Annotated in this window: 26 protein-coding genes and 4 tRNA genes; 12 read left to right on the top strand and 18 right to left on the bottom strand. The window is 68.8% G+C overall.

Features of this window, described 5'->3' with window-relative positions:
- The first annotated feature begins 8 nt into the window (after positions 1-8).
- A complete protein-coding gene (locus tag ASG69_RS01175) occupies positions 9-857 on the top strand; it encodes a pseudouridine synthase (RefSeq protein ID WP_200933717.1) in 849 nt (282 codons plus the stop codon).
- On the opposite strand, the gene ASG69_RS01170 is transcribed toward ASG69_RS01175, so the two are convergent.
- On the bottom strand, positions 799-1,893 hold the full coding sequence (locus ASG69_RS01170) for a hypothetical protein (RefSeq protein WP_056446796.1): 1,095 nt from the start codon (positions 1,891-1,893) through the stop codon (positions 799-801). The genes ASG69_RS01175 and ASG69_RS01170 overlap by 59 nt on opposite strands.
- Positions 1,894-1,963: 70 nt before the next feature.
- Between ASG69_RS01170 and ASG69_RS01165 the strand changes: the two genes are divergently transcribed.
- From ASG69_RS01165 to ASG69_RS01155, 3 genes are all read left to right on the top strand, one after another.
- On the top strand, positions 1,964-2,428 hold the full coding sequence (locus tag ASG69_RS01165; RefSeq protein WP_056446792.1) for a hypothetical protein: 465 nt from the start codon (positions 1,964-1,966) through the stop codon (positions 2,426-2,428).
- A gap of 81 nt (positions 2,429-2,509) precedes the next feature.
- Entirely contained in the window at positions 2,510-3,649 is a 1,140-nt protein-coding gene (locus tag ASG69_RS01160) for a M4 family metallopeptidase (RefSeq protein ID WP_235578797.1), read from the top strand.
- Between the two features lies 1 nt (position 3,650).
- Entirely contained in the window at positions 3,651-3,935 is a 285-nt protein-coding gene (locus tag ASG69_RS01155) for a protealysin inhibitor emfourin (protein ID WP_027504254.1), read from the top strand.
- Here the strand turns inward: ASG69_RS01155 and ASG69_RS01150 are convergent.
- The 8 genes from ASG69_RS01150 to ASG69_RS01115 all read right to left on the bottom strand — a co-directional run bounded on the left by ASG69_RS01150 (position 3,874) and on the right by ASG69_RS01115 (position 9,654).
- Complete coding sequence (locus tag ASG69_RS01150) at positions 3,874-5,322, bottom strand: DUF4153 domain-containing protein (protein WP_056446790.1); 1,449 nt, start codon at positions 5,320-5,322, stop codon at positions 3,874-3,876. The genes ASG69_RS01155 and ASG69_RS01150 overlap by 62 nt on opposite strands.
- 76 nt (positions 5,323-5,398) lie before the next feature.
- Positions 5,399-6,361: a HAMP domain-containing sensor histidine kinase gene (locus tag ASG69_RS01145; RefSeq protein WP_027504255.1), complete on the bottom strand. Its 963-nt coding sequence runs from the start codon at positions 6,359-6,361 to the stop codon at positions 5,399-5,401.
- Positions 6,358-7,059 (bottom strand): response regulator transcription factor, encoded by a 702-nt coding sequence (locus ASG69_RS01140; protein ID WP_056446788.1) that lies wholly within the window; start codon positions 7,057-7,059, stop codon positions 6,358-6,360. The genes ASG69_RS01145 and ASG69_RS01140 overlap by 4 nt, the downstream gene beginning before the upstream one ends.
- A gap of 91 nt (positions 7,060-7,150) precedes the next feature.
- Positions 7,151-8,401 (bottom strand): FAD-dependent oxidoreductase, encoded by a 1,251-nt coding sequence (locus ASG69_RS01135; RefSeq protein ID WP_056446785.1) that lies wholly within the window; start codon positions 8,399-8,401, stop codon positions 7,151-7,153.
- 104 nt (positions 8,402-8,505) lie between these two features.
- Positions 8,506-8,579, bottom strand: a tRNA-Phe gene (locus ASG69_RS01130).
- Between the two features lie 89 nt (positions 8,580-8,668).
- A tRNA-Asp gene (locus tag ASG69_RS01125) sits at positions 8,669-8,742 on the bottom strand.
- A gap of 92 nt (positions 8,743-8,834) precedes the next feature.
- A tRNA-Glu gene (locus ASG69_RS01120) sits at positions 8,835-8,907 on the bottom strand.
- Between the two features lie 96 nt (positions 8,908-9,003).
- A complete protein-coding gene (locus ASG69_RS01115; protein ID WP_027504258.1) occupies positions 9,004-9,654 on the bottom strand; it encodes a ScbR family autoregulator-binding transcription factor in 651 nt (216 codons plus the stop codon).
- 320 nt (positions 9,655-9,974) lie between these two features.
- Here ASG69_RS01115 and ASG69_RS01110 point away from each other — a divergent pair.
- Positions 9,975-10,047, top strand: a tRNA-Lys gene (locus tag ASG69_RS01110).
- Positions 10,048-10,075: 28 nt separating this feature from the next.
- Here ASG69_RS01110 and ASG69_RS01105 read toward each other — a convergent pair.
- From ASG69_RS01105 to ASG69_RS01095, 3 genes are read right to left on the bottom strand one after another with little or no spacing between them, the layout of a single operon-like run.
- Positions 10,076-10,828 carry an AIM24 family protein gene (locus ASG69_RS01105; RefSeq protein ID WP_027504259.1) on the bottom strand — a complete coding sequence of 251 codons (753 nt, stop codon included), beginning with the start codon at positions 10,826-10,828 and terminating at the stop codon, positions 10,076-10,078.
- Positions 10,829-10,844: 16 nt separating this feature from the next.
- The gene (locus ASG69_RS01100; RefSeq protein ID WP_056446783.1) at positions 10,845-11,516 is read right to left on the bottom strand and encodes an AIM24 family protein; all 672 of its coding nucleotides are present in this window, start codon (positions 11,514-11,516) and stop codon (positions 10,845-10,847) included.
- A 1-nt stretch (position 11,517) separates the two neighbouring features.
- The gene (locus tag ASG69_RS01095) at positions 11,518-12,132 is read right to left on the bottom strand and encodes an AIM24 family protein (RefSeq protein ID WP_373425298.1); all 615 of its coding nucleotides are present in this window, start codon (positions 12,130-12,132) and stop codon (positions 11,518-11,520) included.
- Between the two features lie 353 nt (positions 12,133-12,485).
- On the opposite strand from ASG69_RS01095, the gene ASG69_RS01090 reads away from it, so the two are divergent.
- From ASG69_RS01090 to phoU, 4 genes are all read left to right on the top strand, one after another.
- Positions 12,486-13,454, top strand: a complete 969-nt coding sequence (locus ASG69_RS01090) for an acyl-ACP desaturase (protein ID WP_027504262.1) — start codon at positions 12,486-12,488, stop codon at positions 13,452-13,454.
- Between the two features lie 127 nt (positions 13,455-13,581).
- Positions 13,582-14,721 carry a tRNA dihydrouridine synthase DusB gene (gene dusB / locus ASG69_RS01085; protein ID WP_056446780.1) on the top strand — a complete coding sequence of 380 codons (1,140 nt, stop codon included), beginning with the start codon at positions 13,582-13,584 and terminating at the stop codon, positions 14,719-14,721.
- Between the two features lie 63 nt (positions 14,722-14,784).
- Positions 14,785-16,767, top strand: a complete 1,983-nt coding sequence (locus ASG69_RS01080; RefSeq protein ID WP_056446775.1) for an LCP family protein — start codon at positions 14,785-14,787, stop codon at positions 16,765-16,767.
- 75 nt (positions 16,768-16,842) lie between these two features.
- Positions 16,843-17,520 (top strand): phosphate signaling complex protein PhoU, encoded by a 678-nt coding sequence (gene phoU, locus ASG69_RS01075; RefSeq protein ID WP_027504265.1) that lies wholly within the window; start codon positions 16,843-16,845, stop codon positions 17,518-17,520.
- 87 nt (positions 17,521-17,607) lie between these two features.
- Here the strand turns inward: phoU and pstB are convergent, their stop codons facing one another.
- From pstB to ASG69_RS01045, 6 genes are all read right to left on the bottom strand, one after another.
- Complete coding sequence (gene pstB / locus ASG69_RS01070) at positions 17,608-18,384, bottom strand: phosphate ABC transporter ATP-binding protein PstB (protein WP_027504266.1); 777 nt, start codon at positions 18,382-18,384, stop codon at positions 17,608-17,610.
- Positions 18,385-18,399: 15 nt separating this feature from the next.
- Entirely contained in the window at positions 18,400-19,329 is a 930-nt protein-coding gene (gene pstA, locus ASG69_RS01065; protein WP_027504267.1) for a phosphate ABC transporter permease PstA, read from the bottom strand.
- Between the two features lie 3 nt (positions 19,330-19,332).
- Positions 19,333-20,370: a phosphate ABC transporter permease subunit PstC gene (gene pstC / locus ASG69_RS01060; protein WP_056446771.1), complete on the bottom strand. Its 1,038-nt coding sequence runs from the start codon at positions 20,368-20,370 to the stop codon at positions 19,333-19,335.
- A 90-nt stretch (positions 20,371-20,460) separates the two neighbouring features.
- Positions 20,461-21,558, bottom strand: coding sequence for a phosphate ABC transporter substrate-binding protein PstS (gene pstS, locus ASG69_RS01055; RefSeq protein WP_056446768.1), 1,098 nt, complete (start codon positions 21,556-21,558; stop codon positions 20,461-20,463).
- Positions 21,559-21,778: 220 nt separating this feature from the next.
- On the bottom strand, positions 21,779-22,690 hold the full coding sequence (gene mshD / locus ASG69_RS01050) for a mycothiol synthase (protein ID WP_056446765.1): 912 nt from the start codon (positions 22,688-22,690) through the stop codon (positions 21,779-21,781).
- A gap of 1 nt (position 22,691) precedes the next feature.
- Positions 22,692-23,480: a winged helix-turn-helix transcriptional regulator gene (locus ASG69_RS01045; protein ID WP_056446762.1), complete on the bottom strand. Its 789-nt coding sequence runs from the start codon at positions 23,478-23,480 to the stop codon at positions 22,692-22,694.
- 180 nt (positions 23,481-23,660) lie between these two features.
- Between ASG69_RS01045 and ASG69_RS01040 the strand changes: the two genes are divergently transcribed.
- From ASG69_RS01040 to ASG69_RS01030, 3 genes are all read left to right on the top strand, one after another.
- Positions 23,661-24,440: an LmeA family phospholipid-binding protein gene (locus ASG69_RS01040; RefSeq protein ID WP_027504272.1), complete on the top strand. Its 780-nt coding sequence runs from the start codon at positions 23,661-23,663 to the stop codon at positions 24,438-24,440.
- Positions 24,437-24,886 (top strand): TlpA family protein disulfide reductase, encoded by a 450-nt coding sequence (locus ASG69_RS01035; protein ID WP_056446758.1) that lies wholly within the window; start codon positions 24,437-24,439, stop codon positions 24,884-24,886. The genes ASG69_RS01040 and ASG69_RS01035 overlap by 4 nt, the downstream gene beginning before the upstream one ends.
- Before the next feature lie 270 nt (positions 24,887-25,156).
- Positions 25,157-25,615, top strand: a complete 459-nt coding sequence (locus ASG69_RS01030) for a DUF4395 domain-containing protein (RefSeq protein ID WP_056446755.1) — start codon at positions 25,157-25,159, stop codon at positions 25,613-25,615.
- Positions 25,616-25,644: the final 29 nt, after the last annotated feature.

Below are 25,644 nucleotides of genomic sequence, written 5' to 3'. Positions count from 1 at the left end.
GGATCCGCATGCCGGACGCGCCGGCAGAGCACAGGACCATAGTCGAGTACCTCGTCGCACGCTTTCCGCGCGATGCGGAGGCCCTGCGCGCGAAGGTGACGGACGGCGAGGTCGTCGATGCCGCAGGACGGCCCGTGCTGGTCGACACTCCCCTGGTCCCCCGCGCCGACGTCTACCTGTACCGGGATCCGCCCGTGGAACCCGAGGTGCCGTTCACCGCCCCGATCCTGTACCGAGACGATGCGATCGTGGTGGTGGACAAGCCGCACTTCCTGGCGACGACACCACGGGGGCGCTTCGTCGTGCAGACCGCCCTGACCCGGCTGCGACGCGAACTGGGAAACGACGCACTGTCCCCGGCGCACCGCCTCGATCGCCTCACCGCGGGCGTGCTCGTCTTCACCGCACGACAGGACGTCCGCCGCGCATATCAGGAGATGTTCCGGGAGCGCAGCATGGTCAAGGTCTACGAAGCGGTGGCCGCCGACTCGCCGATCTCGTTCCCGCACACCGTGATCAGCCGCATCGTCAAGGACCGTGGATCACTGCAGGCGACCGAGGTGCCGGGTGAGCCGAACAGCGAGACCGTGATCGAGAAGGTGCGCACGGTGGGCGACCTGGCGCTCTACCGCCTGCATCCGCGCACGGGCAAGACCCATCAACTACGCGTGCACATGGCCTCTCTCGGCCTGCCCATAGTCGGCGACTCGCTGTATCCCGTGCCGCGCGAGGTCGCCGTCGACGACTACCGGGATCCACTGCGACTGCTGGCGCGGAGCATCGAGTTCACCGACCCGCTCACAGGCGCACCGCGGCACTTCGCGTCGCAGCGGACCCTCGCGCTGTCTCCACCGTGATCCGGTGCGAGATCGCGGCGAGCGTCAACAGTCCGATCGCGAGGTTGGTCAGGGCGGCGAAGCCCGTCTCGGCGAAGTCGACGAGCGCACCGAGCAACGCGTAGATCAGGGCCGCCGACCGGAGTCGGTGCAGAGGCCAGAGGGACGCGGTGCGCCGCCGTGCGATCAGCGACGGGAGCCCGAGGGCGACCGTGACGCACGCCGTCACCCACAGGATGCCGCCCGAGATGGTCATCCGGTCGAGGGTGACATCGAGGTCGTCGCGCTCGATGACCAGACCGCCCGTGGCCAGTTGCGCGATGCCCGCCACGACCGTCGCGGACGCGGTGACCACCATGAGCCAGGACAACGCGATCGCCCAGCGCGTACTGGTCACGAACGACGGGACGGCGCGCGAGAACCACGCCCGCCGACTCGTCGGCCGGGACGGTGCCGGAACGCACCGACTCAGCAGGGTGTCGATGCTCGCGACGAGCTCGGGATCGGCTCCAGTCGTCCGCGCTCGGTCGAGCAGTTCGCGGGCCAGCTCCCGGCGCGATCCCGGTACCCCACCGACGAGTCCTTCCGACGCGATGGCGGCAGCGTTCGCGAGGCATTCCCGTGGCGTCGGTTCGCGGACGTCGCGGACGGTTCGTCCGAGCACCAGGACCAGAACCACCGTCACGTACATGATCTCGGCGGACGGGCCGTAGAAGTAGTCGTTGTCCTTCGTCACGAACTTCCCGACCTCGTCCAGGAACAGACCGAAGCCGACGCCGCCCAGCAGCACGGCCGACGAGCGCGCTCCGAAGCCGAGGAACAGCCATCCGACGACGAGCGCCGTCATCATCAGCGCACCGCCCCACAGTGCGTGGGCGATGTGCAGGCTTCCGCCGCCCACCTGCGGATAGTCGGTGAGTTCGAGGTAGGCGCGGGTGAGCAGGATGGTCGCGACCGCGGCGATGACGAACGACTCCACGGATGATGTCCCGTCGGCACTGCGCACGATCGGCGTCCGCACCCGCCGCGCACTCGCACCGCGTTCAGTGATGGCCATCGTCGATCATGGTCATTCACAGGCCTCTTTCGCGGTGGAATGCGACGGTACGCCCGGTAAAGTTCGTCCGATGAGACTCCTTCCCGCCACGCTCGCCGCTGCTGCTGCCACCCTCGCCCTGGTCCTGGGTGGATGCAGCTCCGAGGATCAGCAGTCCGCACAGGACACCGCGAACAACGCCGCGGAATCGGTGGGCGACGCAGCTCAGGGCGCACTCAGCTCTGCACAGTCGGCCGCACCCGGCATCCAGTCGAGCGCCGGCAGCCTGGCCGACGATGCCGGCAACGTGTTCGACGACGCCAAGCGCGCGACCTTCGTCGCCGCCTACAAGGCGCAGTTCTCCGCGCTCTCCGAGGGAAAGTCCGACGAGGACATCGAATCGCTGCTCGGCAGCATCTGCCAGCAGATCACCGACGGCAAGGAGAAGGACGCCGTGGTCACCGACATCCGGTCACAGGCCACCAACAACGGCAACGAGCCCGGTGTCGACGAGGCCGGTCGCATCTACGACCAGGCGAAGGTCGCCTGCCCCTGACCGTACGAGCTCCGCGAGGTGCGCGGGCTGTCGGTGATCGGGGTTAGCGTGGCGATCGTTCCCCTTCGGAAGGATCTCATCGTGGCCACCCCCGACCTCTCGCGCATCACGCCCTGCTGCCAGGGCGTCGTTCCTCCCTACCTTCTGCAGCGCCTCGCGTCGGCCCCCGCGGAACGCAGTGCCCGCCTGGACACCGCCCCGTCCGTCGCGAGCCGCACGCTGGAACTCGACGACGAGATGCGGCGCCGACGCGACTCGACACGGTCCACCGTGTCGCCCACCGCTCCCCGCAGCGCCGTCGCGGATCGGCTGCAGCGCACCATCGCCGACGCGAGGAACACGCAGACTCTGCCCGGCGACGTCGTGCGTACCGAGGGCGGCGAACCTGTCGGCGATCCGGCGGCGGACGAGAGCTACGACGGCCTCGGCGTCACCCACGCCCTGTTCGCCGAGGTCTACGGATGGTCCAGCCTCGATGGCCAGGGGCTGCCGCTCGACGCCACGGTGCACTACGGCGAGCAGTACGACAACGCGTTCTGGGACGGCACCCGCATGGTGTTCGGCGACGGTGACGGCGAGGTGTTCACCCGCTTCACCGTGTCGCTGTCCGTCATCGCGCACGAGTTGGCTCACGGTTTCACGCAGTACACCTCACAGCTCGAGTACGCCGGACAGTCCGGCGCCCTCAACGAGTCGGTGTCCGACGTGTTCGGCGTCCTCGCAGAACAGCGCTCGCGTGGGCAGAACGCCGAGGACGCGTCCTGGCTCGTCGGCGAGGGGCTCTTCCTCCCCGACGTGCAGGGCAGCGCCCTCCGCTCGATGCTGGCACCCGGTACCGCGTACGACGACGACGTCCTGGGCAAGGACCCCCAGCCCGCGGACATGGCGGGGTACGTCGAGACCACCGAGGACAACGGCGGGGTGCACATCAACTCCGGCATCCCCAACCGCGCGTTCGCCGAGGCCGCCGTCGCGCTCGGCGGGCCGGCCTGGGATCGTCTCGGACAGGTCTGGTTCGACGCTCTCACGTCCGGCAGCCTGACGCCGACCGCCGATTTCGCCGCCTTCTCCGCGGCGACGGTCGCGGCCGCATCGGCGCGGTACGGAACCGGGTCCGACGTTCACCGCGCCGTGGTCGGCGGGTGGACTACCGTGGGCCTCGAGCCGGCCGGGACGGGATCCGCGTCCGATGCGGCGGACGAGGCGAGCAAGAGGACGTGACATGGTCATCGTGGTGGTACGCAGCGGCGGCGTGGCCGGGATGACCCGCCGCGGCAGCGTCGACACCACGGCCCTCGGCGACACGGCACCCGAGTGGGAGCAGCTGGTCACCCGTGCGCTCCCCCTGTTGAACGGCCTGCCCGAGTCGTCGTCCCTCGCCCGCGACACCTTCCGGTGGCGACTCGAGATCGGCGAGCACTCGTGCGAGACCGGCGATTCGGCACTCACCGGCCCGCTTCGCGAGCTGGCAGAGCGCACTCTGCGAGAGGGTCGCTCGCCGCGATGACGGCGGCCTCACGGCGTGCGAGGTTCGCGTTCCACCACGGGTCGCTCCCGGGCTCGTCGAGGATGCAGTCGCGCAGCGTGGGCGACAGGGTCGACACGGCGGGCACCGCGTCCGCCGAGAGCGTGCCGAGATAGTCGACGTCGATCAGTCCGGTCCGCTCGTAGCGCTCGACTGCACGGTCCGCGACCAGCGCATCGACGTTCACCACCGCCATCACCAGCACGCCCAGCGCCGCCGTGCCGACGATCACCGCGGGCAGTAGGCGCGCGGACCAGCGCGCACCGGCGACAATGACGGCGAGCACGACGACGCCCAACCACACCTCGACGGCCATGACCCCGACACGCAGCCGAGTGAGACCGAACTGTTGCTCGTACAACGACATTCGGTACACCGCCGACCAGACGACCACCAGCGTCAGCACACACAGCGACCCGAAGGCGATGCGCGCGAGCACCCGGTCGCGCCGCACCTCGGCGTCGACCTTGCGTACCTGCACGGCGACCACGACGAGCACGCCGACTGTCACCGTGATCAGCTGCCAGAATCCCGATCGGGCGTGGTCCGCGAAGGTCAGGTCGTCCGTCGTCATCACGTGGTCGTGTCCGCCGAACAACGTGGCTGCCTGCACCACCACGAACGCAGCGAACACGACGACGAGCGCGCAGACCGGCACCGCCCACTCCCACACCGGTCGTCGTCGACCGGCGCCAGGAGCGAGCGCATCGAGTGCCATCGCGTGACGCTTCGCGTGGGCGACACCCAGAATCCACAGCGCGACGCACAGAGCCACGACCGGCCCCAGCGGGTCGACGTCGACGGACACGGTCGGGATCACCGCGTCGACGAGCGAGGCGAAGCGATCGTCGGCGCCCGCGAACAGCAGCGTGAACACGGTGACCAGCAGGGCCGTGCTCACCACGACGCGCAGCGTGCGTACCGCGGACCCCCGAGACGGGAGCGTCACCTGTGCGGCACCGGTTCCGAGCGAGCGGAGCACGGCTCCCTGCACCACGACGGGCACGATCGGCGCGAGCACCGTGGCGGTGAACGTCGTCGATCTCGTGGTCGACAGAGCCACACACCACACGGCCAGTCCGACGGACGACGCTGCGAGCCATCCCGAATCGCGGACGAACGGGACCACCAGCAGCGTGAACGCGGCGCCGATCCATGCCACGGACCAGCGCGACCGGTCCGGCAGTCGAGCGGCGAGGACGGCAGCGACGCCGACGGCGAGGTAGGCCACCGACGGCCGGTCGGTCAGTATCGCGCCGGCGACCACCCCGACCGCTGCGGCGGAACCCACGGCCCAGCGACGCGGAGACTCGGTGACGGTGCGGACCGGCGACTGCGCCGCCGGATCGGGAAGAAGGTCGGTGGTCATCGTGAACCTCTTTCGGGCAGGGGTGATCGCGCGAGCACCGGATGCGGTGTCACGTGCCGAGTGCGGACGGTGGGGGTCAGACGGGAAGAGTGAGCCGGAAGCAACACCCGGCGCCGACGTCGACCACATCGAGTGTGCCGCCGTGCAACTCGGCGGCCCATCGAGCGATGGCGAGCCCGATGCCGGTGCCGCCGTCGGTCGACCCGCCGCGGACGAACCGGTCGAACACCCGAGCGCGATCGGCCGGCGCGATCCCGTCGCCCTCGTCGACCACGTCGATGCGCACCGTGTCGTCACCCACCACGGCCGACACGGCCACTGCACCGTCGGGCGGACCATGGCGCACGGCGTTCTCGACCAGATTGGCCATCACCTGCCGTACCCGTTCCTCGTCGGCGGTCACCGTCGCACCGGGAGGCTCGACCGACACCGAGAACCGGGTCGCCGTGCTCTGGGTGACCACGCTGGTCAGGAACTGACGGAGGTCGAACGTGCTGCGCGACAGACCGAGTGCGCCACCCTCGAGCTTCGAGAGATCCAGGAGGTCGTCGACGAGCCGAGCCAGACGTTCGGTCTGCTCGAGGGCGACTCCCACCGTCGCCGGGGTCGCCTCCTGCACCCCGTCGGCGATGTTCTCGAGCACGGCCTGCAGCGACGCGATCGGTGTCCGGAGTTCGTGCGAGACGTTGCCGATCAGCTCCCGACGGTAGCGGTCGGCCTCTGCGAGGTCTGCCGACATCGTGTTGAACGCGACGGCCAACTGGCCGATCTCGTCCCGCGACGTGGCACGAACCCGGTGCGTGTAGTCCCCGTTCGCCATCGCTCGCGAGGCTGCGGTCATCTCGCGCAGCGGCGAGGTCATCCCGTGCGCGACGATCTGCGTGACCACCAGAGCCACGACGAGTGCGAGCAGCAGCGCGTACCGGAACGGCTGCTGCGCCGCGAGCCAGAAGGTGCCCGACGCCGCGAACAGCGCGATCACCACCACCAGGCCGGTCTTGACCTTGAACGAGCGCAGCGAGTCGAGAGGGCGGATCATCCGCGTGCCCGGAACGCGTACCCGACGCCGTGGACGGTGCGCACGACGTCGGACCCCAGCTTGCGCCGCAACGCCTTGACGTGGCTGTCGACCGTGCGGGACGGCACCGACGTCATGGAGTCGTCGCGCGACCACCCCCACACGTCCGACAGCAGTCGATCTCGCGCGAAGGCCGCGCCCGGCCGCCGGGCGAGGAACAGCAGCAGATCGAATTCCGTGCGTGTCAGGTGGACCTCCTCGCCGTCACGGAAGACCCGCCGCGCGTGCTCGTCGACCCGCACGTCGTCGAACTCGTGCACGACGGTCGGCGTCGGCGCGGGATGGCGTTCCACCCGGCGCAGCAGTGCGTGCACGCGGGCCACCAGGGTGCGCATCGAGAACGGCTTGGACATGTAGTCGTCCGCACCCACCCCGAGGCCCACCAGCTGGTCCGTCTCGTCCGACCGCGCCGTGAGCATGAGGACGGCGACGGCGCCCTCGGGGCGGGACTGGATGCGTCGGCACACCTCGAGACCGTCGAACCCGGGCAGCATCACGTCGAGGACCACCAGGTCGGGGTTCGTGCGGGCCACCGTCTCCACGGCGGCCGGTCCGGTCGACGCGAGGTCGACGTCGAAGCCCTCGGACCGCAGCCGTGCCGCGATCGCGTCGGCCAGGGCCCGTTCGTCCTCGACCACCAGAATTCGTCGTCGATCCATGAAACAGACCGTAACGGCACCATGTGCGGGTCTCGGGGACACGTTGTGAAGATTCCGTGGAGATCGCTCCGGCCCAGAACCGGACGCCGCGTCAGCCGAGCAGCCGCGCCACCTCGGCGGCCGCGCGACCACCCGACACCAGAGCACCCTGGATCGACGGGGTGTCGCGATGGTCGCCGGCGAGCAGCACGCGGTCACCGACCCGCAGCGATCGCCGGAGCGACGTCCCGGGTGCCTGGACCGGGAGCGCACGCCGCACGTCGTGACGCACGATCACCCGCCACGACGCGGTGGACCGACCCCACAGCCGGTCGAGAACGGCGCGCACGACGGACTCCGCGGCGGGACCGGCGTCGTCCAGCAGCGTGGTCGCCTGCACCAGGGTCTTCCCGGGCGGCGCGTATCCCGGTGCGATGGAGCTCATCTCGGCGGTGTTGACCACCACGCCGCCCGTCCCCGAGATGCGGAGGAACTCGTCGGATTCCGCGGCGTCGGCCTCGAACCACCACGTCGACAACCCGCGCATGGGAGAGGTCCGGGTGTCCGTCAGCTCGTTCGCGCCTCGCGCGTCCGTCGCCACCACCACCGCGCGGGCCTGCAGCACCGACCCGTCGGCGATCCGCACGGCGGGTGCCGCGCCGTCGGTGACCTGCTCGACGCGCGAGGAGTACGCGATGTCGACCCCGGCATCGCGGGCGAGCTGCTCGGGGAACGCCTGCATTCCGCGGTTCGGCACACCGGGTGTCGCGAGAAGAAAGCTGCGGAGCACGAGCCGGACGTAGCGGTCCGACGTGTCTCCCACGCCGTCGGCGAGGACCCCGCTGAGAAACGGAGCCAGCAGTGCGGAGCGCAGCGGACCGCGTAGGCCGACGCGGTCCCAGTCGTCGGCGAGTGCAGCGTCGGGGGACGCGGCCAGGCGGCGCACCGGTCCGACAGCGGGCAACGCCCACCGCGCGGCACCGACGACGGCGCCCGGGTGCAGCAGGCCGAGGCGAGCCGCGGACCGCACCGTCCCGAGCAGCAGGCCCGGGTGCCGTGTCGGGTCGGCGATCGTGTGCGCTCGCCCCGAGTCGTCGACGATCCGCACACCGCGACCGGCGACCCGCAGATCGAGCGCGGACACGTCGACATGACGCTTCACGGCCGGGTAGGAGGGGTTGAGGAGCTGGAAGCCTCGATCACAGCGGAAACCGTCCACGACGTCGGTGCGGATCCGTCCCCCCGGGGCGTCGCCCGCCTCCACGACCCGCACCGTGAATCCACGCCGGCGCAGCGCTCCGGCGCACCGTAGACCGGCGATACCCGCCCCCACCACGATCACGTCAGCATCGATGTCAGTCATGCCCTATCGATACCACCCGGGCGTCGGCGACCTCGGACGACGGGTCCGGAAACGAGAAGAACCACCTGCGCGGGCAGGTGGTTCCAGTCTGTGTCCATTCTCGGTGGCCAGAGCCGGGATCGAACCGGCGACCTTCCGCTTTTCAGGCGGACGCTCGTACCGACTGAGCTACCTGGCCGTGGGCACCCTCGCGGGTACCGGTGATGCTGTACTACTCGGTGCTGACGATCATCGCATCACTGAGGTATTGCGACCTCTGAGGTGTTGCGACCCTGACGGGACTCGAACCCGCGACCTCCGCCGTGACAGGGCGGCGCGCTAACCAACTGCGCCACAGGGCCATGCTGTGAAGCATGTACTGCGTGGAAGACCCTACTGCATCTTCGTCCTACTTCTCACCACTCCCGCTCCAGTGTTGTCACTCGCTGAAACGTACCCCCTACGGGATTCGAACCCGCGCTACCGCCTTGAAAGGGCGGCGTCCTAGGCCGCTAAACGAAGGGGGCCCGTCGAATCGCTCCGACCGTACCCCAACGGCGTTCCGTTGGGAGCTTGGATAGCTTAGGACACCGCTTCGGAATTTCACAAATCCGCAGGTGAGGCTATGTTTCGACGCTCACAGCGTCGACTCGGGGCCACCCGTTGACGCGCCACTTGTCGAGCCATTCCCGCGACGCCATCGCCATCAGGAGAACCTCGAGGGACTCCTCGAACAGCACCACCAGGTCGGTGTCCTCGGCGGTCAGATCGGCCATGTACCGCTGGCCGGCGAGCGAGGTCACCAGCACGCGGGTGAACATGCGCGGATCGATGTCGGGGCGCAGCAGACCGGTCTCGTGCGCCTCGGCCGCGAGCTTGTGGGCGGTGCGACCCCACACGGCGCCCGCTCCCTCGCGGATGCTCGCGTGGAACTCGGGCTCGACCACGAGACGGAACTCCGCACGCACGACGACGTTCTCGTCGAAGGACCGGGCGAGCTGGAAGATGAGGTTGTGCAGCCACTCGAGGGCGTCGACGCCGTCCGGGCGCTCCACGTCCATGATCGCGACGTACTTCTCCATCGCGGTCTGCAGAACGGCGCGAGCCAGTTCTTCCTTGGAGCTGAAGTGGAAGTACATCGCACCCTTGGTGGCGCGTGATCCCTCGAGAATCGTGTTGACCGACGCCGCGGTGTACCCACGCTTGCTGAACTCGTACGCGGCTGCCTCGACGATCGCGGCCCGGGTGCGTCGAGCACGTTCCTGCTGTGCCATTGCGCTGCTGCCTCCGAAATTGAACACCCTGAAGGGCCCTGATACTGAGTGAAGGGTAGCCGACAAACCTGAGAATCCCCTCGGACGTGGCCGCAAACATCGAGCTCGAGCGGGTTCGTCCGGCGTGTTCGGACGGCCCCACCAGCGTGTCGTGCGTTCCGATGACCGGTTTGTCCGACATTCCCCCGGCCCGCGTCCGAATGTCGACCGTCGAGAATGGTGATGATTCATAGCGAATAGGTGAATGGTGAATGCGTCACTCTCGACACGAGGCCAGGTCGAGAGCGTCCGCCCGGGGTCCATTACACTCGTCGAGCACTGCCCCTATAGCTCAGTTGGTAGAGCTACGGACTTTTAATCCGCAGGTCGTAGGTTCGAGCCCTACTGGGGGCACAACGTCTTTCCCCACACCCGTCGACGCTCAGGAATTCTGGCTCAGCCGGGCCCCGATGCTCTGATGGAGTGAGCGCAACGCGTTCTGACCCAGCGCCACGGTCTCCGACTCGATGTGGCGGAGCAGATGAGCGTCGCTCACCACCTTCTCGGACGACTGGATCAGGACCGTTCCCGCACCGGTGAAGTCGAACTGCCGCTCCTCCCCCGTCTGTGCTCCGAGGAGCATCCCCTGCGCCGCCCCCAGGAAGCTCTGCATCCACTGCGCGTCGAAGTGGTGGGACGGAGCGGGGCAGTCGGCCCAGCCGACGAGTGCCTGCGGATCCACTCGAACGGGCGGTTCGGCGAACACGACCGCACCGTTGGACGAGGCGAGGAACTTCCCGGTGCCGAGCAGCGTGAGAAAACCGGGCACGATGGACTGCTTCAGCTCGAGGCCGGGTTCGAAGGCCAGCAGGTTCGACGCCCGGATGGTCAGGTTGCCGTCGTCGAGATCGAACGAGTTGATGTCGAAGCCGCGATCGCCGAGCAGCACCTTGCCGTGTCCGCTCGCGAGCACCCAGTCGTTCGCGTACAGCGGCGACGAGAAGCGTGAGGCCACGACGGCCGCCATCGACGTCCGCCCGAGAGGCTCGAACTGCACCGACCCGTAGTAGGCGATCATCGCGCCCTTCGCCGTGAACCACGGCTGTCCCGCGAGTTCGATGCAGAAGGCGTAGTCGTTTCCCGGCACGTTGTCGTTCACCGGCAGGGTGTGGGGGTTGTGCACGACGTCGGTCATGTCCGATTCCCTCTCGTCAGAACTTCTGCTCGGACGCCTGGACCCACACGGTCCCTGCGCCGCCGATAGCGAGTTGCACCGCTTCACCCGAACCGCGTCCGACGGCGTCACGCCACCCGACGTTCGCCGAGATGTCGACGGTGAGAGTGCCGCGGTGACACACGTACGCCTGCGGATCGACCACCACCTGCGGCCGGTGCGGACCCACCTCGATCTCGACCGTCCCACCGTGGGCCAGCACGGCCACCTGCCCACGTCCGGCGACCTGTGTCGTGAACATGCCCTGCCCGGTCATCGCCCCGCGCACCGCGCCGCGGACCCCTCCCTGCTGCGTCAGGGGTACGACCGATGTCGAGAGTGCGCCACTGTGTGCGAGCAACCGTGACGCCTCGACCGAGAGGACACCGGTCCCGTCGAGATCGATGACGGACACGTGCAGCCCGGCGTGGCCGTAGTGCACGGTGCCGGACCCCTCGGCGGCCATCATGGCGACGTGCTCGCCCGACATCATCCGGCCGGCCATACCCGCGACTGCACCCATCCCCGGCATGCCGCCCGCGCCGCCGATCGTGTGCGGGACGAAGCGGACGTCGCCCTGGTGGAACAACATGGATCCACGGCGCGCGAGCGTGGGCGAGCCCGGGGCGACGGTCGACTTCACGACCTTGCTGTTGACGAGTTCCAACATGTCAGCGCTCCTGCGGCTGGATGTAGACGACACCGGCGCCGTCGAAGCGGAGGGAGAAGGCCTCGCCGCTCCCGCCGCCGACGGCCGACCGCCACGTGACGTCGGTGACGAAGCTCTGTGTCACCTGACCTCGGTGCGCGACGAAGGCGTCCGGATCGACCACCAACGGGTACTGCGGTGACACCTCGAGCGCGATGAGCGGTCCGCCCGCGGACAGCAGCCCCACCTCGCCCTGTCCACTGACGACCGTCGTGAACAGGCCCTGCCCGGACGAGGCGCCGCGGAGCCCGGCGAAGGCCACATCGGACCGCAGCCCGCCGGACAGAGCGAGCAACTGCGACGATTCGACGTGGAGTGCGTCACCCGCCAACGGCACGACGACGACGTGCTGCGCGTCGACCGCGAGCCGCACCGTTCCCTGCCCCGCCATCTCCATCAGGGACAGCGACTCGCCGGTGACCTTCTGCTTGAGAGCGGCGCGCAGTCCACCGCCACCGCCCATCCCGGCGTTCCGGAAGGTCACCTGGCCCTCGTACGCGATCATCGATCCGGTGACCGCCCGCACGCTGTCCCCGTGCAGGTCGACGACCAGAACGCGGTGTCCCTCGGTTCTCAGTTGCGCCACGGCAGACAGAATGGCAGACAACGGCCGTCGCCACAGTGGCTCCGGTGATCTGTCCCCTGCCACCGACTCCGAGTGACGCACAGTACATCGAGTTCGTTTCTCGCAGAAGTCACAACACCTGTACCCCGTACCCCGCGGCATATACTGGACGGGGTCGACGGCGGGCGGGCGTAACGAACTGTCGCCCCGCTCGATGAACGTCTACCGGACGGTACGCACCCCTCGCGGCGGCTCGTCGAAGCAATTCACATCGAAGTTACGGTGCCGTAGGCTGCCCTCACAGTACGAGGCAGCGCGGTCATCGCGCGGAAGCAGTGAGCCGAACACCATTCTGGAGGACACGCATGGCACGGGATCTGACCCAACTGGAGCTGCTCGGAGAGCTGCAGCCGGTTGCGGAAGAGAATCTGAACCGGCATCTCTCCATGGCGAAGGAGTGGCACCCCCACGACTACGTCCCCTGGGACGAGGGGCGTAACTTCGCCGCGCTCGGTGGCGAGGACTGGTCGCCCGAGCAGTCTCGGCTCGACGAGGTGGCCAAGGCCGCCATGATCACCAACCTCCTCACCGAGGACAACCTGCCGTCGTACCACCGCGAGATCGCGGAGAACTTCTCGCAGGACGGCGCCTGGGGCACCTGGGTGGGCCGGTGGACCGCCGAGGAGAACCGCCACGGCATCGTCATGCGCGACTACCTGGTGGTCACGCGCGGAGTGGATCCCGTCGCCCTCGAGCAGGCCCGCATCGAGCACATGACCAACGGCTTCTCCTCGGCCGCTGCCGGTGGCCACGATCAGATGGGCTTCCTGCACTCCGTCTCGTACGTGACGTTCCAGGAGCTGGCCACGCGAGTCAGCCACCGCAACACGGGCAAGGTCTGCAACGACCCCATCGCCGACCGCATGCTCCAGCGCATCGCGGCCGACGAGAACCTGCACATGATCTTCTACCGCAACCTGTGCGGTGCGGCGCTCGACATCTCGCCCGACCAGGCGCTGCGTGCCATCGCCGACATCGTGCAGAACTTCCAGATGCCCGGCGCCGGCATGCCCAACTTCCGCCGCAACGGCGTGCTGATGGCCAAGCACGGGATCTACGATCTGCGTCAGCACCTCGAGGACGTCGTCATGCCGGTGCTGCGCAAGTGGAACATCTTCGATCGCACCGACTTCACCGCCGAGGGCGAGCAGACGCGTGAGGAGCTCGCCGCCTTCCTCGAGAAGCTGGAGAAGGACGTTCTCAAGTTCGAGGAGCAGCGCGACCGCATGCTGTCCCGCGAGGCTGCCAAGCGGCAGGCCGCGCAGGCATCCTGACCCGCACCGCACCACGGAGTGGCCGAGTGCCAGTTCCGACGGATACCCTCGATGTGCCCGGCACCCGTTCCGCGGATGCCGGGCACATCGCTGTTTCCCGTCGACCATGTCTGGTGTGTGATCAACCATGACTCTGCAGATCGGTTCCCTCGCCCTGCGTAGTCCCGTCGTCCTCGCGCCGATGGCCGGTGTCACCAACGTGGCGTTCCGCACGCTGTGTCGGGAGCTCGAGGAGACGCTGACGGGCAGCACCTCCGGGCTCTACGTCTGCGAGATGGTCACCGCGCGTGCCCTCGTCGAGCGGCAGCCCGCCACGTTGCACATGACCACGTTCGGCCCGACCGAGACGCCTCGCTCGTTGCAGCTCTACACCGTGGACCCGGACACGACGTACGACGCCGCGAAGATGATCGTCGACGAGAACATGGCCGACCACATCGACATGAACTTCGGCTGCCCCGTGCCCAAGGTGACGCGCAAGGGCGGCGGCGCCGCCCTGCCGTACAAGCGATCGCTCTTCGGACGCATCGTCGCCGCGGCGGTGAAGGCCACCGAGGGGACCGACATCCCGGTGACCGTCAAGTTTCGGATCGGCATCGACGACGAGCATCACACGCACCTCGACGCAGGACGGATCGCCGCCGGCGAGGGTGCTGCGGCCGTCGCGCTCCATGCGCGCACCGCGGCGCAGCGTTACTCCGGTACGGCCGACTGGTCCGAGATCGCGCGCCTCAAGGATCACGTCCGCGACGTCCCCGTCCTGGGCAACGGCGACATCTTCGACGCGTCCGACGCCGCCCGCATGATGGCCGAGACCGGCTGCGACGGCGTGGTCGTCGGCCGCGGCTGCCTGGGACGCCCCTGGCTGTTCGCCGAACTGTCCGCCGCCCTGCGCGGCACCACTGCGCCGACGCCGCCCACGCTGGGCGAGGTCGCCGTCATCATGCGTCGGCACGCGGAACTGCTGTCCGACCACCACGGCGAGGGCCGCGGGCTCCGGGAGATGCGCAAGCACGTCGCCTGGTACATGCGCGGATTCCCGGCCGGCTCGGACCTGCGGGTACGCATGGCCACCGTCTCGACACTCGCAGAGCTCGACGAGCTGCTGGCCCGCCTGGATCCGACCGTTCCCTTCCCGGCCGACGCCGAGGGCCCCCGCGGTCGCCAGGGTTCCCCCGGCGCCGTGTCGCTGCCCGACGGCTGGCTCGACGATCCCGACGACTGTGCGGTGCCGGCGGGCGCCGATCTGATGCACTCGGGCGGATGATCAGTACTATGGCGTCGATCCGTCGACCACTGTTCGACGCCCGAGAGAAAGACGGAACGACCAGTGGGTGACGAGAACGAACCGGGGTCGCCCACACCCGGACGACGCGCCCCCTGGGAGCGTCCCATCTCGCGAGTGCCGCGCTCCGATCGCGACCCCGAGACACCGTCTCCCCCGTCCGAGCAGCCCGCGCCGGAACAGCGCCCGCCAGCGGATCGACCCGAGCCCGACCAGACCCCGCCGTCCTCGTCCGACGACCAGGATCGACGCCTCTCGGTGGCCGAGGTAGTGGATCGGATCTCCCGCATCGGTTCGAACCGGGGACGCGCAGCGGGTCGCGACGACTCGCCGACCTCCGGCGCGGACGATCGAGCGGTCGCGTCGAGCCCTCCACCGTCCCCGCCGGTTCCACCTCGCGAGGATCCCGAGCCGCCCACCGAGGTGATCGCCCCCGTCGTGGACGAGCGACGCACCGCAGAGCGTCCGGCGCCCGAGGCGGTCGGCCCCGTCGCACCCCCGACGCTCACGCGGCTCGCCCTCAGCAGGGCACGCAAGCGCAAGCGGATGCGGGTCGCCGGCCGTGTCGGCGTCTCGATGGTCTCGATCCTGGCCCTGGTCATCACCGGTGTCGTGTGGGGATATCTCCGGGCGACCGACCGCGGGTTCGAGCAGGTCGCGGCCCTGGACACCGAGTCCACCGACGTGGTCGACGCGCCCGGCCAGTACGGCGACGAGACCTACCTCATCGTCGGGACGGACACCCGAGCCGGAGCCAGTGGTGAGATCGGCGCCGGCACGGTGGCCGATGCCGAGGGTGCACGGTCCGACACCGTCATGCTCATCAACATCCCGGCCGACCGCAGTCGCGTGGTCGCCGTGTCGTTCCCCCGCGACCTCGACGTCGAACGCCCCGAGTGCGAGGGCTGGGACAGCACCACCGGTGACTACACGGGCGAGATGTATCCCGCCGCGGACGGCGACAAGCTCAACGCGACCTACGCGCTCGGTGGACCCAAGTGCCTGGTCAAGATCATTCAGAAGATCTCCGGACTGCGGATCGGCCACTTCGTGGGTATCGACTTCGCCGGCTTCGAGTCGATGGTCGACGAGGTCGGCGGGGTGGACGTGTGTTCCCCGGTTCCGCTGGTCGACGAGGAGCTGGGAACGGTCCTGGCCACCGCGGGCGAACAGCGCATCGACGGACGCACCGCGCTCAACTACGTGCGCGCCCGCAAGGTGGACGCCGAGGGCACCGGTGACTACGGACGCATCAAACGTCAGCAACTCTTCCTGTCCTCGCTCCTGCGCTCCGTGCTGAGCAACCGCGTGCTGTTCGACCCGGGCGCCCTCAACGGTTTCGTCACGGCGTTCACCCGCGACACGTTCGTCGAGAACGTGAAGACATCGGATCTGCTGACGCTCGGCAAGTCGCTGCGCGGCGTCGAGGCGGGCGCGGTCACGTTCCTCACCGTCCCCACCGCGGGTACCACCGACTACGGCAACGAGATCCCGCGCACCGACGACATCAAGGCGATTTTCCAGGCGATCATCGACGACCAGCCGCTCCCCGGTGAGGAACGCGCACCCGAGACCACCCCCGAGGTCGCGCCGCCGGTCACCACCGAACCGCAGGTCGCGGTCGACCCCTCGCTGGTGTCGGTCCAGATCTCCAACGCCTCTGAGACCAGCGGACTGGCCGCCACCACCGCGGACGAACTGGCGGCCTACGGCTTCCAGGTCGTCGGGACCGGCAACGCCGAGACCACCGGTGCCGCGGCGACCGTCGTGCGGTACGGCGCCGGGTCGATCGCGGACGCGTCGACGGTGGCCAGCACCATTCCGGGAGCGGTTCTCGAGGAGACGCCGACTCTGGGCGGCATCGTCGAGGTCGTCCTGGGGACTGATTTCCAGGGCTTCCTGATGCCGCCGACCGTCGTCGGAGACCTGCTACCGACCTTCGCGACGGGGGTCTCCGGAGCGTCCACGGAGGTCGCGCTCCCCAGCGATCTGACGGTCACGAACGGGGCGGACGAGTCCTGTGTGTGAATCGCTGCTCCGCATTCACCGCCCGTTCACCGCCTGCATGCCCTGTACCCACGTACGGCCGAGTAAAATCGGGCCATGCGCGTGGCTTACAACGAACAGATGACAGAACTCGCCGACCTGCTCGGCGAGATGGCCGCCCTGGCCGGTAGTGCGATGGAGCGCGCCACGCAGTCCCTGCTGCAGGCGGATCTCCGGATCGCCGAGCAGGTGATCGGCGAGCACGACAAGATCACCGACCTCAGTGCCCAGGCAGAGGAGCGCGCCTTCGCGTTGCTGGCTCTCCAGGCACCCGTCGCCGGCGACCTCCGCTCGGTGGTCTCCGGTATCCAGATCGTCGCCGACATCGACCGGATGGGCGCTCTCGCCCTGCACGTCGCCAAGATCGCGCGCCGTCGCCACCCCCAGCACGCACTGCCGGAGGAGGTCAACGGTTACTTCGCCGAGATGGGACGCATCGCCGTCGCTCTCGGCTCCTCCGCACGTGAGGTGCTCGAGACCCGCGACCCCGAGCGCGCCGCGAAGCTCCGTGAGGAGGACGAGGCGATGGACGACCTGCACCGCCACCTGTTCAGCGTCCTCATGGACAAGGAGTGGAAGCACGGCGTCGCCGCAGCCGTCGACGTGACCCTGCTGGGTCGCTTCTACGAGCGCTTCGCCGACCACGCCGTCGAGGTGGGCCGCCGAGTCATCTTCCTGGTCACCGGCAGCCTGCCCAGCGACCTGCCGACGCCTCCCGCGCAGCACGTGTCCTAGTTCTTCCACTCGGTACCCGGACGCACGAAAGGGCGCCCTCCCCGCGGGGAGGGCGCCCTTTCCGTGTGTGGACGCGCGAGCTGCGGTCTAGCCGAAGCGACCGGAGATGTAGTCCTCGGTGGCCTTCTGCGACGGGTTGGAGAAGATCTTCTCGGTGTCGTCGATCTCGATCAGGTTGCCGGGCTTGCCGGTGGCCTCGAGGTTGAAGAAGCCGGTCTGGTCGCTCACACGTGCAGCCTGCTGCATGTTGTGCGTGACGATGACGATGGTGAAGTCCTTCTTCAGCTCACCGATCAGGTCCTCGATCGCCAGCGTCGAGATCGGGTCGAGAGCCGAGCAGGGCTCGTCCATGAGCAGGACGTCGGGCTGCACCGCGATCGCGCGGGCGATGCACAGACGCTGCTGCTGACCACCGGACAGACCGCCGCCCGGCTTGTCGAGGCGGTCCTTGACCTCGTTCCACAGGTTCGCGCCCTTGAGCGACTCCTCCGCGACCTCGTCCAGCTGCTTCTTGCTGCGGCCACCCTGCAACTTCAGGCCGGCCACGACGTTGTCGCGGATGGACATGGTCGGGAACGGGTTCGGACGCTGGAAGACCATGCCGATGGTGCGGCGGACGCCGACCGGGTCGACGCCGGAACCGTAGATGTCCTCGCCGTCGAGCAGCACCGAGCCCTCGACACGGGCACCCGGGGTGACCTCGTGCATGCGGTTCAGCGAGCGGAGCACCGTGGACTTGCCGCAGCCGGACGGTCCGATGAAGGCCGTGACGCTACGAGGAGGAACGGAGAGCGTCACGTTCGACACGGCGTGGAACTTGCCGTAGAAGATGTTGACGTCCTTGAGATCGAGTCGTTTTGCCATGTCGAGATCCTTCTGTCAGAAGTTCTTGGGAGCGAAGAAGCGGGAGACCAGCTTCGCGCCGATGTTCAGCACCGCGACGATGAGGATGAGGGTGAGGGCGGCACCCCACATCCGCTCGCTGGTGAGGGCAGCGGTTCCGGCCTTCTGGAGGTCGACCATCATGAGCGGCAGCGACGTCTGCGGACCGGCGAACAGGTTGAAGTTGATGGCCGTCGCGGACCCGACCAGGATCAGCACCGGCGCCGTCTCACCCATGACGCGGGCGAGAGCGAGCATGATGCCCGTGACGATGCCCGAGAGCGCCGTCGGGACGACGATCTTGGCGATGGTCTTCCACTTCGGCACACCCAGCGCGTACGACGCCTCGCGCAGGTCCTGAGGAACGATGCGCAGCATCTCCTCCGCCGAGCGCACGATCACGGGGATCATGAGCAGGACCAGTGCGAGCGAGACAGCCAGACCCGACCGGTCGAAGCCGAACGTCGCGATCCACAGCGAGTAGATGAACAGCGCCGCGACGATGGACGGGACACCGGTGAGGATGTCGACCATGAACGTCGTGGCCTTCGCGAGCCGCGTGCCCACGCCGTACTCGACGAGGTAGATGGCGACGAAGATGCCGATCGGGATGGAGATGACCGCGCAGAAGAGTCCCTGGAGCAGCGTTCCGACGATCGCGTGGTACGCGCCGCCGCCTTCCTTGAAGGGGGTGACACCCGCCTGCGAGTACTGCCACCAGTCGGCCGACGCGACGGCGCCGATACCGCGGGAGACGACGGTGTAGAGAACCCAGATCAGTGGGACGAGCGCAATGAGCACCGCGAGGGACACGAGGACCGTCGCGATCGAGTCGGAGGCCTTGCGACGGGCACTGACACCCTGGAAGGTCGGCTCCTTGACGGGGCGATCCATGGTGGCGGTTCCACCGGACGTGGTGTCGGCCATGGGTCAGTCCTTCTTTCCAGCGATGGCGGCGCGGGCGCCGGCGTTGACGACGAAGGTGAGGACGAACAGCACCAGGCCCGCGGCGATGTAGGCACCGGCCTGCAGCTGGTTGTTGAACTCACCCGCGGCCAGTGCGATCTTCGTCGCGAAGGTGTTGCCGCCGTCGAACAGCGTCCAGCCGAACGTCTCCTGGGTGCTGCGGATGATGATGTAGAGCGCGATGGTCTCGCCGAGCGCGCGGCCAAGGCCCAGCATCGAGCCGCTGACGAAGCCGGACTTGCCGAACGGGATGACCGTGGTGCGCACGACCTCCCACCGAGTGGCGCCGAGGGCGAGAGCAGCCTCGATCTGGCCACGGGGCGTCTGGACGAACACCTCGCGGGTGACCGCGGCGATGATCGGCAGGATCATGACGGCGAGCACGATCGCACCGGTGAAGATGGTGCCGCCGCCGGCGATGGAGACGGAACCGGTGGCGAAGAGCGGGAACCACGCGAGGTTCGTGTTGAGCCACTCGGCGACGGGCGAGATGACCGGCGCGAGAACGTACAGGCCCCAGAGTCCGAAGACGATGGACGGCACGGCGGCCAGCAGGTCGATGACGTAGCCCAGCGGGCCCGCCAGACGCTTCGGGGCGTAGTTCGTCAGGTAGATCGCGATGCCCAGTGCCACCGGCATGGCGATCAGCAGAGCCACCACCGACACCGTGGCCGTGACCAGGAACAGGTCACGGACACCGAAGAGCATGGCGGACGTGTCCGACGTGCTCCACTGCCCGTTGTACGTGAAGAAGTTCACGGTGTTGTTCTGCAGCGAGGGGATCGCCCGCCACAGGAGGAACCCACCGATCGCCGCGATCAGGACGATGACGAAGACACCGGAACCGGTGGCGAGCGTCGAGAAGATGCGGTCACCCGGGCGGGTGACCGTACCTGAGGCTTTCTTGTCGGGCACTGGTGTCGGCGCTTCCGTCTTGCGAGCGGCGCTCACGGCCGATGTGGTGGCCGGCGTGACGTCGCTGATCGAATGGGTGTCGCTCATACCGCTCACTGTCTCGTGTGGGGTGGTACGGCATCGCCTGCATCACCCGGTGAATGGTCTTCGGGGGTGATGCAGGCGAGAACCAGTGTGTCAGGAAATGGCGTTGATCGCCGTCACCAGACGCTCCTTGAAGCTGTCCGGGAGCGGCACGTAACCGGCAGCCTCGAGGCCTTCCTGGCCCTCGTTGGCAGCGCTGAGCAGGAACGACTTGACGCCCGCGGCGGTCTCCGCGTCGTAGCCCTTGGAGCAGACGATCTCGTAGGTCGACAGCACCAGCGGGTAGGAATCGGCTTCCTTGCTGGCGAACAGTGCGTCGGTGTCGAGCGCGAGGTCGTTTCCGTCACCGGAGAAGGTGACCGTGTCGATCGCCTTGGCGGCGGTCTCGGTGGTGAGCTCGACGGCACCGGCGCCGAAGTCGATCTGCGCCGCGGTCAGGTTCTCCTGATCGGCGAAGCCCTTCTCGACGTACGTGATGGCGCCCGGGGTGGCGGCAGCGGCCTGAGCGACGCCCGACGAACCGTTGGCGCCCTCGCCCACTCCACCGGCCCAGTCGGAGCTGTGGTCCAGCGTCCAGGACTGCGGTGCGGCGTCGGACAGGAAGCGCTGGAAGTTGTCGCTGGTGCCCGAGGAATCCGAGCGGTAGATCGGCGTGATGGCGGTGGTCGGGAGCGACGTGCCCTCGTTCAGCGCGGCGATGGCCGGATCGTTCCAGGTGGTGATCTTGCCGGTGAAGATCTGGGCGATGACGTCGGGCGTCAGGACCAGGTCGTCGACACCGTCGAGCGTGTAGGCCACGGCGACCGGACCGAACACGAGGGGAAGGTTCCACGCCGGGTTGCCGGCGCAGCGCGTGGCGGCCGCGTCGGCCTGCTCTTCCTTGATGGACGAGTCCGAGCCCGCGAAGTCCACGAGACCGGCGACGAACTGGGTCCGGCCGTTGCCGGAACCGCTCACGGTGTACTCCACGGCCTTGCCGGAGCACACACCCGAGTAGACGGACGTGAAGTTGGACATCGCGTTCTGCTGCGCCGACGATCCTTCGCCGGTGATGGGGCTCTTGCCCTCGCACGTCGCGGCGGAGTCACCACTGCCGGTGGCCTCGACGTTCGCGTCGGAACCACATGCAGCCAGCGTCAATCCGCCGACAGCCAGTACACCCATGAGGGCAATGCTGCGCTCGAGCTTCACCTGTCTCCTCCAGAAACAGCCCGTCGGCGACCGATCGGTCGGCGGGCGAGAAAAGATGCGGTGACGTCGTACCGCAACGGGCAGCGTGCGCTACCCGTGGGAGAACGTAAGCGCCGGTGGTGGACGGTTCACCGCGCCTTTGTGAACGGAGGGTGAACAGACAGACCGAAAACCCGGATCGGGATGCGATGCGCGTCTCAGGGACCGCACCGGTCCCGCGTCAGACGCGCGCGAACGCCGCGTCGACGTGGAAGGTGGCGAAGCCGAGCCGGTCGTACGTGTGCACGGCGGCCGTGTTGTCCGACTCGACGTACAGCAGCACGCCGGCGAGGCCGCGATCGGCCAGATACCGCAGGCCGACGAGCGTGAGGGTCCGGCCGAGCCCCCTGCCCTGGGCCGCCGGATCGATGCCGACGACGTAGACCTCACCCAGTTCGGGATCGTCTCCGGTCGGCGGGTGCACCTTGGTCCAGTGGAACCCCAGCACCGTGTCCGGGTCGTCCGTCGACGTCGCCACGAACAGCCCCGCGGGGTCGAACCAGGACTCCGCGCGGCGCTCGTCGATCTCCGCCTGCGTCCAGCCACCCTGCTCGGGGTGCCAGGAGAACGCGGCGTTGTTCACCCGCAGGATCTCGGCGTCGTCGGACTCCCGGTAGGTCCGCACGGTGATGCCGTCCGGGACGGTGAGTTCGGGCAGGGGCGCCGCGTCGGGGCCACCGAGCGGGCGGCGCATCTGCAGCAGTTCGCGGACCACCTCGAGACCGACTTTCTCGGCGACGCGATCGGCGGCGGGCAGCCGCCCGTGGGCCCACACGCGCGCCCCCGGTGCTGCGAGAGCGCGGTCGACCAGCGCGGTGCCGACGCCGCGGCCCCGGTGATCGGGGTGCACGACGGCCTCCACCATGACCGGCGCGTCTCCGCGCGCGGACGAGAGCGTCGCGTACCCCACGAGGTGTTCGCCGTCCAGTGCCAGCAGATGCTCGTCGTCCCGCGGAGAGTCCACGGCGCGCTCGGCCTGCTCCGACAGCGGCGGTGTCCCGTCGGCGGTCGTGGCGGCCTCGATCGCGTCGCGGACGCGTCGGGCCTCGTCGCCGACCGGTCGCCGTGCCTCGAGTCGAATCGCGTCGCTCACGTCAGAAGGCCGTCCGATCAGCTGGGGCGAACGAGGGTGTCGCCGTGTCGTTCTCGATGTCCAGGTCGCCGTCCGACGGCAGGTCGACCGCGTCGTCGCTGCCCGCCGCGCCCTTACCTGCCCGGCTCGGTCTCACGGCCTTGTATCCCACGTTGCGCACGGTGCCGATGAGCGACTCGTACTCCGTTCCGAGCTTCGCGCGCAGACGCCGGACGTGCACGTCCACGGTGCGGGTACCGCCGAAGAAGTCGTACCCCCACACCTCCTGCAGCAGCTGCGCCCGGGTGAAGACGCGGCCCGCGTGCTGGGCGAGGTACTTGAGGAGTTCGAACTCCTTGTAGGTGAGGTCGAGCGGTCGCCCGCGCAGACGGGCGGTGTAGGTGCCCTCGTCGATGACGAGCTCGCCGAGCGTGATCTTTCCCGAGGCCTCGGGACTGCTGACGCCTCCGTGGCGGCCCACGAGCAGACGCAACCGGGCATCGAGCTCGGCGGGTCCGGTGGTGGGCAACAGGATGTCGTCGAGGCCCCACTCCGCGTTGACGGCGACCAGGCCGCCCTCGGTGAGCACGGCCACCACGGGTACCGACGAGCCGGCGCTGCCGAGCAGTCGGCACAGTCCGCGGGCGGCGGCCAGATCGGTGCGCGCGTCGACGAGCGCGATGTCCGCGCTCCCGGCCTCGAGCAACGACGAGACCTCGGTCGGCGCGGGACGCACCGTGTGCGCCAGGAGCGCGAGGGACGGGAGCACGGACTCCGGATCCGGATCGGAGGTCAGCAGCAGCAACTCCACAGGGCCTCCTCGTCCGCTCTTGTTCGGCCGGACGAGCCCACCAGCGGGTCCGCGACCGGCACTTCCGGTTGTTCTTCGGTCACAGACTAACCTGTCGGAAGGCAGGACAGTCGGCTGCGAGCCGCCACCGCCCGCCTCGGGACCCGCCCGCAGGACACCGAACCGCCCGAGAGGAACTCCGTGCGAAAACTGATCGTCGGGCTCGTCTTCGTCCTGGCGCTCGCTCTGGCCGCCGATTTCGGCACTGCCGCCTACTCCGAGTACCGCGTCTCGCGGGCACTGCGGGACGGCGGAGATCTGGTGTCCGATCCGCAGGTGACCATCCACGGCTTCCCGTTCCTGACCCAGGCGGCCGACGGCAGGTACGGCCGCGTGGAGATCCGAGCGCAGGACGTCCCCACCGACTACGTCGAGAAGACGACCATCGAGGCGACGTTGCGCGGCGTGCGCATTCCGGCATCCGACCTGCTCGACGGATCGGTGCGCACGGTGCCCATGGATCAACTCGACGCGCGCGTCCGTATCGACGCCACCGACCTCGGCCGGTTCCTCGAGATCCCCGACCTCCAGGTCTCCACTCCCCCCGCCGACCGCTCCGACGGCACCGGCGGTTCGGGCGGTTCCGGCGAGACCACCGCCGGGGCCGTGGTCCTCACGGGCACCGTGCCCGTCGGCCCCCTGGACACCGCGGTCAGCGTCACCGCCGAGCTCCGGCTCGACGGTGGAACCGTGTCCATCGTCGCGTCGGACCTCTACTTCGGGCCCGAGGGCCAGGCCGACTTCACCATCCCCGACTTCCTGAAGCCCGCGGTCCTGGGCCTGTTCACCCGCACGATCGACGAGCAGCAGCTGCCGTTCGGCATCCTCCCCACGTCGGTCTACGCGGAGGGCGGGCAGATCGTCATCGAGGGCAGCGCCGAGGACGTCACCATCGAACTCGACGAGATCCGCACGCCGTGAGCGCCGTCGTCGTCCTTCTCGTCGCCCTGGCGCTCGCCGCCGTGGTGGGCCTGTGGGTCCGCCGCCGCGAGGGCGCCGTCCGCACGTCGGATCGCGGCGGCGCGTCGGGATCGCGAGCTCACGCTCTGCGCGCCGCCGGCGCCACCGACGGCGCGGTGACCGTACTCCACTTCTCCGCCACCTGGTGCGGCCCGTGTGCGGCGGTGCGACGCGTCGTGTCCGCCGTGGTGACCGACCTCGAGTCGGCGGGGCACCGCGTGTCCGATGTCGAGGTGGACATGGACGAGAACCCGCAGCTCGCCCGCGACTTCGGCGTGATGTCTCTCCCGACCACCTTCGTGCTCGACGGGGCGATGCGGGAACGATCGCGCGCGTCGGGTGTGCCGTCGTCGAAGGACCTGCGGGCCGCCGTGCTCTCGGCGTCCGATTCACCTTCGTCGGAGTGACGAGCGACACCCGGAACTTCTGGATCGGGACCGGCGTGGGTACCATGGCCGACGTGACCGCCAGCCACGAGCTTCTGCTCACCCGACGCCGCACAGTGGACCTGTGCCGCCTCGGTGGCTGTTGCTGCCGTTGCCGCTGACGACGGTCCTCCCCTCGTCGACCCGTCCGCTCGGGTACAGCCGTGCTGTACCGACCTCGGACCGCTCGACGATCGCCGGAGACCATGCGCATCCGCTCGGTCCCCTTTCCTCCACTCCAGGAGCATCTCGATGTCATCCATTCCCCCGCAGGTCGACGTTCGTGGTCCCCGCTTCGTCGCCTGGGTGACCACCGGCGTCCTCGTCGTGACGCTGCTCGTGTCGACGGTGTCGCTCACCGCTGCAGCGGTGCTCCTGGGCCTGCAGACGCTGGTCTTCGCGTACGGCGCTGCTGCCGGGCCGGCAGCGCATCCCTACGGACGCATGTTCCGCGCCGTCGTCGCACCGCGCCTGGGCCCGGTGTCGGAGACCGAACCGACGACCCCCCTGCGGTTCGCGCAGGGACTGGGATTCGCCTTCTCGATCGTGGGAACCGTCGGGTTCGCGCTGTCCTCGACGACCGTCGGCACCGTCGCCACGGGTCTGGCCCTGTTCGCCGCCGTGCTGAACGCGGCGTTCGGAATCTGCCTGGGCTGCAAGATCTACCCACTCGCGAGTCGGCTCCTGCCGGCTCGACATGCCACCACCTGAACCACCCACCACCTGTCAGAGAAGAATCG

Origin of the sequence: Rhodococcus sp. Leaf225 (assembly GCF_001426145.1) — a bacterium.
Taxonomy (GTDB): Bacteria; Actinomycetota; Actinomycetes; order Mycobacteriales; family Mycobacteriaceae; genus Rhodococcoides.
This window is presented reverse-complemented; position numbering and strand designations above follow the sequence as displayed.

Bases quoted from the DNA above. Each gene is read 5' to 3' on its own strand.
- ASG69_RS01175 (WP_200933717.1), top strand. From the start codon at position 9: ATGCCGGACGCGCCGGCAGAGCACAGGACCATAGTCGAGTACCTCGTC.
- ASG69_RS01170 (WP_056446796.1), bottom strand. From the start codon at position 1,893: ATGGCCATCACTGAACGCGGTGCGAGTGCGCGGCGGGTGCGGACGCCG.
- ASG69_RS01165 (WP_056446792.1), top strand. From the start codon at position 1,964: ATGAGACTCCTTCCCGCCACGCTCGCCGCTGCTGCTGCCACCCTCGCC.
- ASG69_RS01155 (WP_027504254.1), top strand. From the start codon at position 3,651: ATGGTCATCGTGGTGGTACGCAGCGGCGGCGTGGCCGGGATGACCCGC.
- ASG69_RS01150 (WP_056446790.1), bottom strand. From the start codon at position 5,322: ATGACCACCGACCTTCTTCCCGATCCGGCGGCGCAGTCGCCGGTCCGC.
- ASG69_RS01145 (WP_027504255.1), bottom strand. From the start codon at position 6,361: ATGATCCGCCCTCTCGACTCGCTGCGCTCGTTCAAGGTCAAGACCGGC.
- ASG69_RS01140 (WP_056446788.1), bottom strand. From the start codon at position 7,059: ATGGATCGACGACGAATTCTGGTGGTCGAGGACGAACGGGCCCTGGCC.
- ASG69_RS01135 (WP_056446785.1), bottom strand. From the start codon at position 8,401: ATGACTGACATCGATGCTGACGTGATCGTGGTGGGGGCGGGTATCGCC.
- ASG69_RS01115 (WP_027504258.1), bottom strand. From the start codon at position 9,654: ATGGCACAGCAGGAACGTGCTCGACGCACCCGGGCCGCGATCGTCGAG.
- ASG69_RS01105 (WP_027504259.1), bottom strand. From the start codon at position 10,828: ATGACCGACGTCGTGCACAACCCCCACACCCTGCCGGTGAACGACAAC.
- ASG69_RS01100 (WP_056446783.1), bottom strand. From the start codon at position 11,516: ATGTTGGAACTCGTCAACAGCAAGGTCGTGAAGTCGACCGTCGCCCCG.
- ASG69_RS01090 (WP_027504262.1), top strand. From the start codon at position 12,486: ATGGCACGGGATCTGACCCAACTGGAGCTGCTCGGAGAGCTGCAGCCG.
- dusB (WP_056446780.1), top strand. From the start codon at position 13,582: ATGACTCTGCAGATCGGTTCCCTCGCCCTGCGTAGTCCCGTCGTCCTC.
- phoU (WP_027504265.1), top strand. From the start codon at position 16,843: ATGCGCGTGGCTTACAACGAACAGATGACAGAACTCGCCGACCTGCTC.
- pstB (WP_027504266.1), bottom strand. From the start codon at position 18,384: ATGGCAAAACGACTCGATCTCAAGGACGTCAACATCTTCTACGGCAAG.
- pstA (WP_027504267.1), bottom strand. From the start codon at position 19,329: ATGGCCGACACCACGTCCGGTGGAACCGCCACCATGGATCGCCCCGTC.
- pstC (WP_056446771.1), bottom strand. From the start codon at position 20,370: ATGAGCGACACCCATTCGATCAGCGACGTCACGCCGGCCACCACATCG.
- ASG69_RS01030 (WP_056446755.1), top strand. From the start codon at position 25,157: ATGTCATCCATTCCCCCGCAGGTCGACGTTCGTGGTCCCCGCTTCGTC.